At 57.5% G+C, this 12,179-nt stretch carries 9 protein-coding genes and 5 tRNA genes; 6 read left to right on the top strand and 8 right to left on the bottom strand.

Annotated features, from left to right (window positions below; genetic code table 11):
* Nucleotides 1–234: 234 nt before the first annotated feature.
* The 4 genes from EYB53_RS23865 to EYB53_RS23850 all read right to left on the bottom strand — a co-directional run bounded on the left by EYB53_RS23865 (nucleotide 235) and on the right by EYB53_RS23850 (nucleotide 5,719).
* Nucleotides 235–1,593 carry a TrpB-like pyridoxal phosphate-dependent enzyme gene (locus EYB53_RS23865; RefSeq protein WP_135481843.1) on the bottom strand — a complete coding sequence of 453 codons (1,359 nt, stop codon included), beginning with the start codon at nucleotides 1,591–1,593 and terminating at the stop codon, nucleotides 235–237.
* Nucleotides 1,594–2,065: 472 nt separating this feature from the next.
* Nucleotides 2,066–3,613, bottom strand: coding sequence for an ABC transporter permease (locus EYB53_RS23860; RefSeq protein WP_135481841.1), 1,548 nt, complete (start codon nucleotides 3,611–3,613; stop codon nucleotides 2,066–2,068).
* Nucleotides 3,606–4,598, bottom strand: a complete 993-nt coding sequence (locus tag EYB53_RS23855; RefSeq protein WP_135481839.1) for an ABC transporter ATP-binding protein — start codon at nucleotides 4,596–4,598, stop codon at nucleotides 3,606–3,608. Before EYB53_RS23855 ends, EYB53_RS23860 begins: the two co-directional genes overlap by 8 nt.
* A gap of 8 nt (nucleotides 4,599–4,606) precedes the next feature.
* Nucleotides 4,607–5,719, bottom strand: a complete 1,113-nt coding sequence (locus EYB53_RS23850; protein WP_216863705.1) for a tRNA-queuosine alpha-mannosyltransferase domain-containing protein — start codon at nucleotides 5,717–5,719, stop codon at nucleotides 4,607–4,609.
* 88 nt (nucleotides 5,720–5,807) lie between these two features.
* Here EYB53_RS23850 and EYB53_RS23845 point away from each other — a divergent pair, with 88 nt between their 5' ends.
* Together EYB53_RS23845 and EYB53_RS23840 are read left to right on the top strand one after the other, a co-directional pair.
* Nucleotides 5,808–6,605 carry an enoyl-CoA hydratase gene (locus EYB53_RS23845; RefSeq protein ID WP_135481837.1) on the top strand — a complete coding sequence of 266 codons (798 nt, stop codon included), beginning with the start codon at nucleotides 5,808–5,810 and terminating at the stop codon, nucleotides 6,603–6,605.
* Between the two features lie 150 nt (nucleotides 6,606–6,755).
* The gene (locus EYB53_RS23840; protein ID WP_135481834.1) at nucleotides 6,756–8,036 is read left to right on the top strand and encodes a S41 family peptidase; all 1,281 of its coding nucleotides are present in this window, start codon (nucleotides 6,756–6,758) and stop codon (nucleotides 8,034–8,036) included.
* A 78-nt stretch (nucleotides 8,037–8,114) separates the two neighbouring features.
* On the opposite strand, the gene EYB53_RS23835 is transcribed toward EYB53_RS23840, so the two are convergent.
* Entirely contained in the window at nucleotides 8,115–9,335 is a 1,221-nt protein-coding gene (locus tag EYB53_RS23835) for an aminotransferase-like domain-containing protein (RefSeq protein ID WP_135481832.1), read from the bottom strand.
* A 294-nt stretch (nucleotides 9,336–9,629) separates the two neighbouring features.
* Between EYB53_RS23835 and EYB53_RS23830 the strand changes: the two genes are divergently transcribed.
* Nucleotides 9,630–9,998 (top strand): hypothetical protein, encoded by a 369-nt coding sequence (locus tag EYB53_RS23830; RefSeq protein ID WP_135481830.1) that lies wholly within the window; start codon nucleotides 9,630–9,632, stop codon nucleotides 9,996–9,998.
* A 62-nt stretch (nucleotides 9,999–10,060) separates the two neighbouring features.
* On the opposite strand, the gene EYB53_RS23825 is transcribed toward EYB53_RS23830, so the two are convergent.
* From EYB53_RS23825 to EYB53_RS23815, 3 genes are all read right to left on the bottom strand, one after another.
* The gene (locus EYB53_RS23825) at nucleotides 10,061–11,248 is read right to left on the bottom strand and encodes a PAS-domain containing protein (RefSeq protein ID WP_135481827.1); all 1,188 of its coding nucleotides are present in this window, start codon (nucleotides 11,246–11,248) and stop codon (nucleotides 10,061–10,063) included.
* 119 nt (nucleotides 11,249–11,367) lie between these two features.
* Nucleotides 11,368–11,441: transfer RNA gene (locus EYB53_RS23820), tRNA-Gln, on the bottom strand.
* A gap of 34 nt (nucleotides 11,442–11,475) precedes the next feature.
* Nucleotides 11,476–11,562, bottom strand: a tRNA-Leu gene (locus EYB53_RS23815).
* Between the two features lie 160 nt (nucleotides 11,563–11,722).
* On the opposite strand from EYB53_RS23815, the gene EYB53_RS23810 reads away from it, so the two are divergent.
* From EYB53_RS23810 to EYB53_RS23800, 3 genes are all read left to right on the top strand, one after another.
* Nucleotides 11,723–11,798 (top strand) — tRNA-Thr (locus EYB53_RS23810).
* A gap of 19 nt (nucleotides 11,799–11,817) precedes the next feature.
* Nucleotides 11,818–11,903 (top strand) — tRNA-Tyr (locus tag EYB53_RS23805).
* Between the two features lie 45 nt (nucleotides 11,904–11,948).
* Nucleotides 11,949–12,024 (top strand) — tRNA-Thr (locus tag EYB53_RS23800).
* The last annotated feature ends 155 nt before the right edge of the window (nucleotides 12,025–12,179 follow it).

The raw sequence follows: 12,179 nt of genomic DNA, 5'->3' as shown, positions 1-12,179 counted from the left end.
GAACTAATCGGCATCACCGCCGCCGAAAACGCCCCTTCTGCGGTATGGGGCCAAGGCGCACGTCTTCGCCGCTGGAACTAATCGGCATCACCGCCGCCGAAAACGCCCCTCCAGCGGTATGGGGCCAAGGCGCACGCCTTCGCCGCTGGAACTAATCGGCATCACCGCCGCCGAAAACGCCCCTTCTGCGGCAGAGGGAAAAGGCGTACGCCTTTTCCCTCTGCCGCAACACTTCTACCCAACGCTTGGCAGGCCAGCAAGCGCCATCGCAACTTCTTCGCTCGAATACTCAAAATCCTTCAGCGTACCCGCCATATAGTCGGTATAAGCGGTCATATCAAAGTGGCCGTGGCCGCAGAGGTTAAAGAGGATCGTCTTGCTAACGCCCTCTTCTTTGCAGCGCAGCGCCTCGTTGATCGCCGCAGCGACCGCGTGGTTGGCCTCGGGGGCCGGCAAAATGCCCTCGGCACGGGCAAACTGGATGCCAGCCGCAAAGGTCTCGAGTTGCTGCACATTGGTGGCCTCGATCTGGCCCAGTTCAAGCAAGTGGCTAACGAGCGGGGCCATCCCGTGATAGCGCAACCCTCCAGCGTGGAAACCGGACGGCACAAAGGTATGACCAAGCGTATGCATTTTCACAAGCGGCGTCATACCCGCAGTATCACCATAATCGTAAGCATACTTGCCCCTGGTCATACTTGGGCACGCTGCAGGTTCGACCGCCACGACCCGCACATCACGTTCGCCACGCATCTTCGCCCCAATAAAGGGGAAGGCAATCCCGGCAAAGTTGCTTCCACCACCGGTGCAACCGACGATAATGTCGGGATAATCGCCTGCCTGCTCAAGTTGCACCATCGCTTCCTGCCCAATCACCGTCTGGTGCAACAACACATGGTTGAGCACACTGCCGAGCGCATAGCGCGTATCATCGCGCTGCACCGCCACCTCGACCGCCTCGCTAATCGCGATGCCCAGGCTGCCCGTGCTGTCGGGATGTTCAGCGAGGATCGCCCGCCCGGATGCCGTCTCTTCGCTTGGGCTCGCGACCACCCGAGCGCCATAGGTCTCCATCAACGCCCGGCGATAGGGCTTGTGGTTAAAACTGACCTTAACCATATAGACCAGCACTTCGAGGTCAAAGAGCGCCCCGGCAAAGGCGAGTGACGAACCCCACTGGCCGGCGCCCGTCTCGGTGACGAGGCGCTTGACACCCTCTTGCTTGTTGTAATACGCCTGCGCAACGGCCGTATTCGGCTTGTGGCTCCCTGCGGGGCTGACACCCTCGTACTTATAGTAGATCTTCGCCGGCGTATCAAGAGCCTGCTCGAGGCGACGGGCGCGATAGAGCGGCGTCGGGCGCCACTGGCGATAGATCGAACGCACCTCATCAGGAATTTCAATCGTGCGCTCAGTGCTCACCTCTTGCAGAATCAGGGCCATAGGAAAGAGCGGGGCAAGATCAGCAGGCCCAACCGGCTGCTTTGTCCCGGGATGCAACACCGTCGGCAGCGGTACCGGCAGATCGGCGACAATGTTATACCAGAACTCCGGCATCTCACGTTCACTCAACAAATACTTGACCGTCTCCATCAGCATGCTCCTTGTCTCACTCAACGCAGTGTTACAGACAATAAAAAAGCCCCCACCCCCAACAGGGGGCGAGAGGCGAAAAGATCGCGGTGCCACTCTCGTTCGCAGCCATCACTGACTACGCACTCACCTGGTACTGTCGGAGTAACTGCGCGCAATTACCCTCGCTCTATACCATCTGCCTTGCTAACGGTGGCATGTCCGGCGGCTCCTACTATGGCACCAGCGGTACCAGTTCGCTCCGCGACTCCCGGGTCCATTCCACACCGTCGTGCGCTCCGGCCTCACACCATCTACCGGATCGCTGGGCCGCCGTACCGTGTGTACTCTTCCCGTTCACAGTCATTGATCTTTACTTGGCGTGAGTATAGCACGCGCCCATCAAAAATGCAAAAATTGGTACGTGTTCACATTTGGGGTAACACTTATGCTGGGAGCGAGGGCGTCCCGCCCTCGCTCCCAGCATAAGTGTTCACGCCCGCAGCAACTGGCGGCGGGTGATGATGACGACAAGGCCAAAGGTAATGATGGAAATCAAGCTCAGGCCGAGCCAACTGCCTGGCGAGGGTGGCAGACCTCGGAGCATCAGGTGCTGAAACCCGGCCAACCCGTGGCTCATCGGGATCGCATAGACCACCGGCAGGGCAAGGGGGGCAAAACTGTCGACACTGATGAAAAAGCCGCTAAAGAAGATCGAGAGCAAAAGCGAGATCATCGCAAGCTGGATCGCCTGGCTGTCGGAACCCGAAAGCGTCGAGATGAGAAAGCCGACCCCCAGCGAGGCAATGATCAGCAAGAGGGTCAGACCTGCAAATTGGAGCCAGTTGCCCAACAAGGGAACACCGATCACCAGCATGGCAATGATCAAGGACAGGGTCGCAAGACCAATAAAGACAATATAGCCTAGATATTTGCCGATGATCAACTGGTGTAAGCTCACCGGAGCCACGCGAAAAACTTCAAACGCACCCATCAGTCGTTCGCGTACCAGCGCCAGCGCCCCCAGTGTGATCGCGGTATGCTGCACCAGCAAAGCTAACACGCCAGGCGAATAGTAAACCACCGCCGAATACGCACTACCCCTGAGATTGCGGTAGCTCAGCTTGACCGGCGAGACCAGGCGATCAGGGGCGATATTGACAAAGATTTCCAGGGTACCACTCAAGAGTTGCAGATCGTTGCGGGTTTTGGCCAATTCGAGCAACCCCTCGGTCAACGTCTCGTCAAGCAAAGCACGCCGCACATCGCGCAGATTGATGCGCACCCTTGTCAGGATCGGGCGCAACTGGGCCAGTTCATCCGAGTGCTGAGCCAGCACCTCCTGGGGTGGCAGGATCCGATTCAGTTCATCAAGGAAATCAATGAAGGTTTTCAGATCCTGTTCCGCTCCTTCTTTCCGTGATTCACTGATGCCCTGCTCGAATTCAAGAATCTTGCCCTCAAAATCAACCACCCGCACCCGTATCCCGGCCGCCTCCTCCTGAGCACGCGCCGTCGTCACCACCAGTAGCGTCCGGTTAATCTCATTCACCTGCGCATAAGCGAGGTATTGCACCCATCCTTCAACCAGTGGATTGATCACATTTGCGGTAAAGGAAATCTCGGGACTCACCCCACTCCGCATCGTTTGAAAAATATTGTCGGGCAACACCTGGATCAGATCAATCGCCCCTGATGCTAACAGCGCCTCGGCTTCAGCCTGGTTCTTGGTGACCAGGCGCAGATCAAAGTTCAGCCCGATGACCTGGCGAAGCTGTTCTTCTTCCAGGCCAGGTATGCCCTCGGCGGGAAGAACAACGGCCGTTCGCACACGCGGGTTGCTGTTGACATAGGTGCTGCCAAAAAGGATGAGCACCAGCAATGGCCCGATAATGAGACTCAAGATCAAGAGCGGCTGGCGGCGAATTTCGTTGACTTCTTTCCAGAAATAGGCCCGCACACGGATCAACCAGCGTTGCCATCCTGGGGTCACAATCGTCTCACGCGACGCCACAACCGGCTTGTCCGAAAGCTCAGCCATGATCAGCCTCCTGCGGTGCCTGCGCTTCTTCCATCAACCGGATAAAGATATCGTCGTAGCTCACGTCGAGCGGCGCGGCGCTGGCGACAACGATCCGCGGGCGCTGATTTTCCAGGCGATTCAAGACCTCGGGCAGGTATTCGCGGGCATCCTCCACCACGACATGCAGGTCAGTTTCGCTGTTGGGGGCAACCCGTACGCTCTTGACCACATCACGCCACCGGCGCAGCGTTGCGAGCGCCCGCCCGATGTTCTCAGGATCTCCAAGGGTCAGATCAATAATCTCGCCGCCAAGCACCCGTCGCCGCAGACCCATTGGTGTATCAACCGCCAAAATACGCCCTTGCCGCATCACGGCAACATAGTCGCAGTAGATCGCTTCACTGACAATCTGAGTGGTGACAACCAGCGTGCGCCCTTCGTCGCGCAGACGACGAAAATATTCCCAGAAGCGCTGACGCAAGACCGGGTCAATGCCAGCCGTCGGCTCGTCGGCAAAGAGGAGCGCTGGATCATGCATCAGGGCACCCACAAGCATCAGGCGGCGCTGCATGCCTCCTGAAAGATTCTGCCCCAGGCGATCACGGGCGTCGGTCAGATCAACAAAAGCCAGCAATTCGTCCATCCGCACTTTAATCTGACGCGTCGACATGCCATAGAGTGAGGCAACAAACGAGATGTTCTCGGCCACACTCAACCGTGGGTAAAGCACAAACTGCTGCGGGATGTACCCGATCCGTTCCCGGTCTTCGGCGGTAAAACGGGTTGGCGTGCGCCCAAGCGTGGTAATCGTGCCGCGCTGCGGGGCAAGCAAGCCCAGGGCAACCCGACATGTCGTTGTCTTGCCACATCCCGATGGCCCGATCATGCCGAGAATGGTACCCTCAGGCACACTATAGTTCTGGTCAAAAATACCAGCACCATTGCCAAAGTCGACCTCGACCCCTTCAGCATGAATGGCAAGTTGTTTCTGCGTAGCGATCATGTTATGATCTATCCTTCACCAAAAATCCGATCATAGAGCGGTGCCATCTGTTGCCAATCGTATGGTGCAGCCAGCGCTCGCCAAGTCACACGCGGAATTGTGCCTGCCCGTGCAAGTGCCGCCTCAAGCGCCACGGCAAGCGCGGCGGCCCCTCCACGATGATCATAGAGACATGTATTGTGCCATAACCTCGGCAAAAGATCAGGGTAATTGAGATAATCTGGTAGGACAGGTTCGCAACCACACGCGAGCGCCTCGATCACGCCAATGCCAAAGAACTCCTGGGCCGCTGTGCTCACCACAAGATCGGCCTGGTGAAGCAGGCGCGCATAGGTGGCCCGGTCGGGCGCATACCCCCAGTGCAGCAGATGATCGGCCCAGCGTTCACGAGCGGCAAGAAACAATGGTGCCCGCGGATCAATATGCTCACCCGCCACAATCAGGCGAAAAGCCACCCCTCGCGTTGCAAGGATCTCGAGTGCAGCAAAAAAGAGCTCGGGCTGTTTATCATAGTCCCATCGTGAATTCCAGAGCAAAATCGGTGGGCCTGAGGGCGGGTCTATCGCCTCACGCTGCTCAAGCGACGCGAGATCGATCCCCGGCGCAAGCACGCTACTCTTCGTTGCAAGCTGATGCACCAACTCAAGTTCGTGGTAATCATAATAGCGCCGCACCAGACCAGGCAAGGCACCAAGCAATTCGCGCTGGTGAAAAGCCGAGTTGAACAAGATTCGGTCGGCCACCAGCGCCGACGTATAGTTGATCCAGGCAAAACTGAGATCACGCTGGCGACCTGGCGGCAATGGGTAGGTTAGTTGATTTTCGTGAAAATAGACCAAGGCTGGCACGCCACCAAGCAGATCCGCTGTCAGCGCCCGAAACGTGGCGAGATCAAGCATATCACTCGCAATGATCAGGTCCGGTCGTTCAGCACGCTCGCGCACCATCCGTGCAAACGTAAGCGCCCCGCCGCGCATCCGCCAGCGCCACCCCCCACTGGTCGTCAGCGTCAGCAACGTGACCTGGTGCGCACTGCGCGCCGCATAGCCTGCGGCCACCGCCGCATGCGATCCACCATGAAAAGGATCAAGCCACAGAATCCGCACGATCTCAGCCCCCATCCTCGCATCGCTGCTTGCGAACTTGCCCCGAAGATTGTACCATTGCTCGCGAGAAGCCTTCGCATCACCAAACAAGAAGGAGTTGTCAATGACGACCAGCCCTGTCCCTACCTACCAGCATATTTTGCTCACCGTCGAAGACCGCATCGCTATCGCAACAATGAATCGTCCCTCGCGGCGCAATGCCCTCTCGCTCGAACATATGGAAGAACTGATCGACGCCTTTCGGACCCTGGGGCGACGAGGCGACGTCGGTGCCATTATTCTGCGTGGGGCAGGCCCAGCCTTCTGTGCAGGTCATGATTTGAGTGAGATGACCGGACGCAGCCCCGAGTTTTACCGCCATATCTTTGATATCTGCACTGTCTTGATGGAGACGATCCAGGCGATCCCCCAGCCCGTCATTGCCCAGATCCACGGCATTGCTACGGCCGCAGGATGCCAACTGGCCGCCACATGTGACCTTGTGGTTGCCGCCGACGATGCCCGTTTTGCCACACCAGGGGTCAAAATAGGCCTCTTCTGCTCAACACCGATGGTTGCGCTCAGTCGCGCCGTGCCAGCCAAACTCGCTCTCGAAATGCTCTTGACCGGCGACCCGATCAGCGCCAGCGAGGCCCACCAGTTTGGCCTGGTCAACCGCGTGGTGCCTGTCGCCGACCTCGAAACAACCACCCTTGCCCTGGCGCAAAAGATCGCCTCGGCCAGTTCCGCCGTGATTGGCATCGGCAAACAGGCCTTCTATCGCCAGATCAACATGCCCCAGCACCAGGCCTACGGGTACGCCAAAGAAGTCATGTCCTTCAATGCTACCTTCGCCGACGCCCAGGAAGGCATCGGTGCTTTCCTCGAAAAACGCCCACCCCAATGGAGTGATCGTTCGTGACCGATACGCAACTCTGAACTGCTTGCGCACGAGACCAGCAAAGCTGGTCTCGTGCGCAAGCAGTTCGGATCTAACCTTGCTTTCATCTTGCAAGCGATCAGCCGGTGTTATACTGGATGAAGATAGTCAATAATAACAGGATAACATCTTATGGCTGAACCATCGCCTTTTGCGTTTCTTCGTCTGCGCTTGCCACTCTGGGTGGTGAGCGCATTGCTTGTGATAGTCCTGGCCGGAGGCCTCGGTGTCGGTCTGCTGGTCGGCTTCCTGGCCAATCGCTCGCCCGTTGCCTGCCCCGAAAGCCCTGAGGTCTGTGAAGAGTTCGCGATCTTCTGGGAAGCCTGGGAATTATCACGCTCGCGTTTTGTCGATGCCGAAGCCGCAAATCCCGAGGTGATGATCGCCGGCGCAATCACTGGCATGGTTGATAGCCTCGGCGACCAGGGTCATACCCGGTTTTTGACCGCGAGCGAGGCTGAGGCCTGGGATACCTCGTTGAGTGGCTCGTTTGAAGGGATCGGAGCCTATATTGATGTGCGCGATGGTCAAACGATGATCGTTGCCCCAATCGAAGGCTCGCCCGCCGAACAAGCCGGTATTTTGCCCGGAGATGCTATCCTCGCCGTCGATGGGGATCCAACCACCGACTGGTCGATCGATCTGCTCCGCACTCGGGTGCGTGGTCCCAAAGGCACGACCGTTACGCTGCTCTTGCAACGCGCAGGCGTTCCTGAACCATTTGAGGTCGCGGTGGTCCGTGATCAGGTGGTTGTGCCAAGTGTGAGTTGGCACCTCTTACCAGAAGAGGTCGCCCTCGTACGCCTCAGTTCGTTTGACAGCAATTCGGGTCGCCAGATGCGCGAGGCCCTGCTCGCCGCACGCGAACAGGGTGCGCGTGCCGTTATCCTCGATCTGCGCAATAACCCCGGTGGCTTGCTCGACCAGGCGGTTGAGGTAGCCAGTCAGTTTCTCCCCGCCGGCACCGTTGTGCTACAGGAAGAAGACCGGGAGGGACGCCGCACGAGCCGGACAACACAGAGCGGCGGGGTAGCCCTTGATCTTCCCCTCTTCGTCTTGATCAATAACAACTCGGCCAGTTCATCTGAGATCGTCTCGGGGGCGTTTCAAGCGGCTGACCGCGGTATGCTGATCGGCGAGACAACCTTTGGCACTGGTACCGTCCTGACCCCCTACCGCCTCAGCGATGGCAGCCGCCTCTTGCTCGGCACCCAGCAATGGCTCACCCCCGATGGGGCCTTGATCCGTGGCCAGGGCATCACTCCCGACGAAGAGGTACGGCTCCCCTTTGATGTGATCCCGCTACGCCCCACCGATCTTGAAAACTTGAGCCGCGACGAGATTATGAACAGTGACGATCTGCAACTCGTCCGCGCCCTCAAACTTGCCACTGAAACGGTCGGCACCCGGTAACAGATACGCGAGGAAGATGGCCTTCACCCCGTTGGTAACCAGGCGAGCACAGGCCGCCTGGTTGCCCCACCCAGGATCTTAAACCGCCAGACTCGCCAGAATGACCCCTCCAAGACGCCGAATTCCCTCTTCGATCTGCGTCGGGTTGCTATGCGAAAAGTTCAGTCGCATCGTATTGCCCCCACCACCATCGGGGTGAAACGCTCGTCCTGGGACAAACGCCACATGCTCGGCCACCGCCTGTTGCAGAAGCGGCTCGGCCTCAAGCTCAGCCGGCAAACGCACCCAGAGGAACATCCCACCACCGGGACGTGTCCAGTGCATCCCCTCCACGCCTGCACACGTCTGGTCAAGCGCCTGAAGCATCACATCGCGGCGCTCACGGTAGAGATCCCGCAGGCGCGGCGTGTGCTGTTCAAGCAAGCCGTCACGGCAGGCGTAATAGGCAACAACCTGGGCCATGCTGCCCGTGTGGAGATCGAGCCCCTGCTTGAGCATCACCAACCGATCAACCAGTGGTTGCGGGGCAACGATCCAACCCACCCGCATCCCTGGTGACAGCAGCTTCGAGAGCGTGCCCAGATACACAACATGGCGCAACTCGCCATGCAGTTCAATATCGAGCGCCGCCAGCGGCGTTGTCCGCGACCCTTCATAGTAGAGTTCCCCATAGGGATCATCTTCGATGATCGGCAATGTATAGCGTGAAGCCACCTCGATCAAGCGTCGGCGGCGCTCATCGGCCAGCGTCACCCCGGTGGGGTTCTGGAAACAAGAGACAACATAGAGAAAGCGCGGACGCGCCCCGGCAGAGAGCAGCGCTTCGAGGGCGTCAACATCAAGCCCCTGGTCGTCAAGCGGCACACTCAAATAGTGAGGACGGATCGTCTGCCACGCCTGGAGAGCGCCCATATACGTAGGCTCTTCGACCGCAACCAGGGCACCAGGATCAATCAACAGGCGACCTACCATATCCAGACCCTGCTGCGAACCCGACGTCACCAGCACTTGATCGACAGGCACAGTGATGCCAAGGCGGGCCATCCACGTCCCAAGCAACTCGCGCAACGGGCTAAACCCCTCGGTCGGGCCATACTGAAGGGTCACCAGCGGACTTTCAATAAGAGCCCGTTCGGCTGCGGCGGCGATCTCCTCAACCGGGAAAAGCTCGGGGGCAGGCAAACCACCAGCAAACGAAATCATCTCAGGCTGGGCCGTTACCTTCAGCAGATCACGGATCGCCGAGCTATGCATCTCTGCGGCACCAGCCGCAATTCGATTCGTCCAGACCGAGTCCATGCGGTATACTCCTCAAGAATGATATCGAACACGAACATCCAACCAGAAGCTTGCCTTCATGTGAATGGGGCGACGCTCGCATGTCCTATAGTAAGCCTAGACGATTTGCGTCTCAGGAGCGCCAGCTTTAGCCGACTCATGAAGATGAAGCATTAAATCGGGCCTACCGTAGTGCCGACTTCAGTCGGCTTCCGGCTGAAGTCGGCACTCCCTGATGTAATGCTTAAAAACCATAAGCCGACACTCCTGGAGACAACCCCGATAGGACTGCTATAGATATAAGAAGTGTAGCATATGGAACGCCTTGCGGCATTGCATAGCCGTCTCCAACTAACTATTTCAGGTTTAATGGTGGTACTCATCTGCTGGGGGCTGATCAGCATCCTACGGGGCCGATTTGGCAACGGGTACACCGCAGGTCTCTGGATCGCACAACTCCTCCTCATTGCTCAGAGTATCCTGGGTTTGCTCTCCCTTCTGCGGGTACCCAACCCGATCTATTTCGCGTTGCATAGCATCTACGGTCTCATTATCGTCGCGATTCTGCCCGCGACGCTCCACTATACTCAGCAACGAACAGGCAAGCGCGAAGCCATCCTGCTCACGGGCATCTGTCTGATGGTGCTCGTCATGGTGCTGCGAGCCTTTGAGACGGCAGTGTAAGGAGCCTGATTCTATTGTATCCGGCTCACCGTCCCAACGGTCTGGACGTGGGGCAACAACAACTACCCCTCACGCAAAGCATAACGCACCCCATCCTGCAGACTCGCTCGCGTCACAATCTCACCGAGGTCAATGCCAAGCGTCACCAGCGTTTCGGCAACATCAGGGCGAATCCCGGTGAGCACCATACGTGCCCCGAGCAAGCGTATAGCGCGGGCGCACTGGATCATCAACCCGGCAACATAGGTATCGACCACCGGCACGCCGGTGATATCGAGGATCACCAGTGAAGCCTGCTGCTCTTCAACTGCATTGAGCAGATGCTCAACAACACGATTCGCACGTGCACCATCAATCGCCCCGATCAGGGGCAAGACAAGCGTACGCGCACTGATCCGCAACAGGGGGGTCGAGAGTTCAGCCAGCAACGTTGACTGCGCCATAATGGTAGCTTCCTGGGCTGCGGTTTGTTCACGCAACGCACTTGCAAGCCGTTGCTCAGTAATATCGGTACGAATACTGACCGTAGCCCCATCATCGGTTTGATGATTGACCGCCCGGATCCAGCGTCCATCACTGAGTTGGTACTCACCAGAGTGTCCTTCACGAAAATGCGCATACTGGTGAGCAAAAAAAGCCTCAACCGTATCACTGGCAAGCATAAACTGCCCCCGTTCGAGACTGACCCGCAGAATCTCGGGGAAACTCCGCCCCTGACGCAACAGATCCGCACACAGCGGATAGATCTCGCGATAGCGACGATTGCAAAACACGAGACGTTCTTCCTGGTCATAGAGCGCAAAGCCATCAGAAATACTCTCGATCGCATCGCGGAACTGCTCAAGCAACTGATGAGTTGCAGCCTCAACCATCTGCCAACGCGTCACCTCACTGAGTTGCCAGAGGCAGAACCCGTGGTCAATCTTGGCAAGGGTTGCATTGATCCACCGATCAGGCGGCTCGGCAAGAGCAGCGTCAAAACTAACACGATGAAGCTCATCAGCCTGGATATGGTTCAATTCCACCAGTATTTGCTGCAAGTGGACTGGTTCCCAGGCAAAGAGTAGCGCAACAGCCTCGGTCAACGGTTGACCAAGCCCGGTCTCAAAAAACATATCGCTCCAGGCCGGATTCACCGCTGCCAGATGGCCGGTGGCATCAACCAGTGCGCATGGTTCGGGAAGATACGCGATGAAGGTGGCGAATGATGCCAACATTGAAGCACCGTGAGGTTCAGCCGACTCGGACATAACAGACACTCCTGAAACAGGGCGCAGTCACTGAGGTCGTGAAACAAAGGTTGCGCAACACACCAAAAAAAACTAGAAAAAACCGTTGCGTACTGTCCCGTACGCAACGGTTTTGAGATTGGCTGGGGCACAGGGACTCGAACCCCAACTACCTGATCCAGAATCAGGCGTTCTACCGTTAAACTATGCCCCACTACAGCCGTGTTAACTTTAGCAAAAAACCAGATTGGTGCCGAAAGTGGGACTCGAACCCACACGAGGTTGCCCTCACTACGCCCTGAACGTAGCGCGTCTGCCAATTCCGCCACTTCGGCATGGAAACCAATCGGCTGTTATGATAGCGTACTCGTGGCTATTTGTCAAATATGATGGCTCCTCTAACTATATCCCCCGTGGGGTAATCCCAATTTGCATGATCTGCGTGGTTATGCTACAATGCTCAGGCTGTGGTCGGACGGTGACTTTAAGCTGCTTGCCGACGTAGCTCAATTGGCAGAGCAACGGTTTTGTAAACCGTAGGTTCAGGGTTCAATTCCCTGCGTCGGCTCCATCACAGACATATACCGTGTGGGTCGGTTCCGGAGCGGTCAAACGGGGCAGACTGTAAATCTGTTGGCTTACGCCTTCGCAGGTTCGAATCCTGCCCGGCCCACCACTTGTAAACGTGAAACCCAGGCTTGCTGGGTTTTGCCTTGACAATGCCTACGTAGCTCAGTTGGTAGAGCACGTCTTTGGTAAAGACGAGGTCACGGGTTCAAGTCCCGTCGTAGGCTCCAGAACTGCTCAGACGGGGCACGTTAGGTTGCCGTGCATAAGATGCTCGTGCCAGCTGATGCAGGCGCGAGTCGCGTTATTTTTAAGGAGCACGAGGAGTTCATGGCGAAGCAGAAATTCGAGCGGACGAAGCCGCACGTAAACATCGGCACGATTG

Source organism: Candidatus Chloroploca mongolica, from assembly GCF_004762035.2.
In the GTDB taxonomy this organism is placed as follows: Bacteria; Chloroflexota; Chloroflexia; order Chloroflexales; family Chloroflexaceae; genus Chloroploca; species Chloroploca mongolica.
Note: the sequence above shows the minus strand (reverse complement) of the source record. Positions and strands in the feature narration are given on the sequence as shown.

Bases quoted from the DNA above. Each gene is read 5' to 3' on its own strand.
- EYB53_RS23855 (WP_135481839.1), bottom strand. From the start codon at position 4,598: ATGATCGCTACGCAGAAACAACTTGCCATTCATGCTGAAGGGGTCGAG.
- EYB53_RS23865 (WP_135481843.1), bottom strand. From the start codon at position 1,593: ATGGAGACGGTCAAGTATTTGTTGAGTGAACGTGAGATGCCGGAGTTC.
- EYB53_RS23845 (WP_135481837.1), top strand. From the start codon at position 5,808: ATGACGACCAGCCCTGTCCCTACCTACCAGCATATTTTGCTCACCGTC.
- EYB53_RS23860 (WP_135481841.1), bottom strand. From the start codon at position 3,613: ATGGCTGAGCTTTCGGACAAGCCGGTTGTGGCGTCGCGTGAGACGATT.
- EYB53_RS23830 (WP_135481830.1), top strand. From the start codon at position 9,630: ATGGAACGCCTTGCGGCATTGCATAGCCGTCTCCAACTAACTATTTCA.
- EYB53_RS23825 (WP_135481827.1), bottom strand. From the start codon at position 11,248: ATGTCCGAGTCGGCTGAACCTCACGGTGCTTCAATGTTGGCATCATTC.
- EYB53_RS23840 (WP_135481834.1), top strand. From the start codon at position 6,756: ATGGCTGAACCATCGCCTTTTGCGTTTCTTCGTCTGCGCTTGCCACTC.
- EYB53_RS23850 (WP_216863705.1), bottom strand. From the start codon at position 5,719: ATGGGGGCTGAGATCGTGCGGATTCTGTGGCTTGATCCTTTTCATGGT.
- EYB53_RS23835 (WP_135481832.1), bottom strand. From the start codon at position 9,335: ATGGACTCGGTCTGGACGAATCGAATTGCGGCTGGTGCCGCAGAGATG.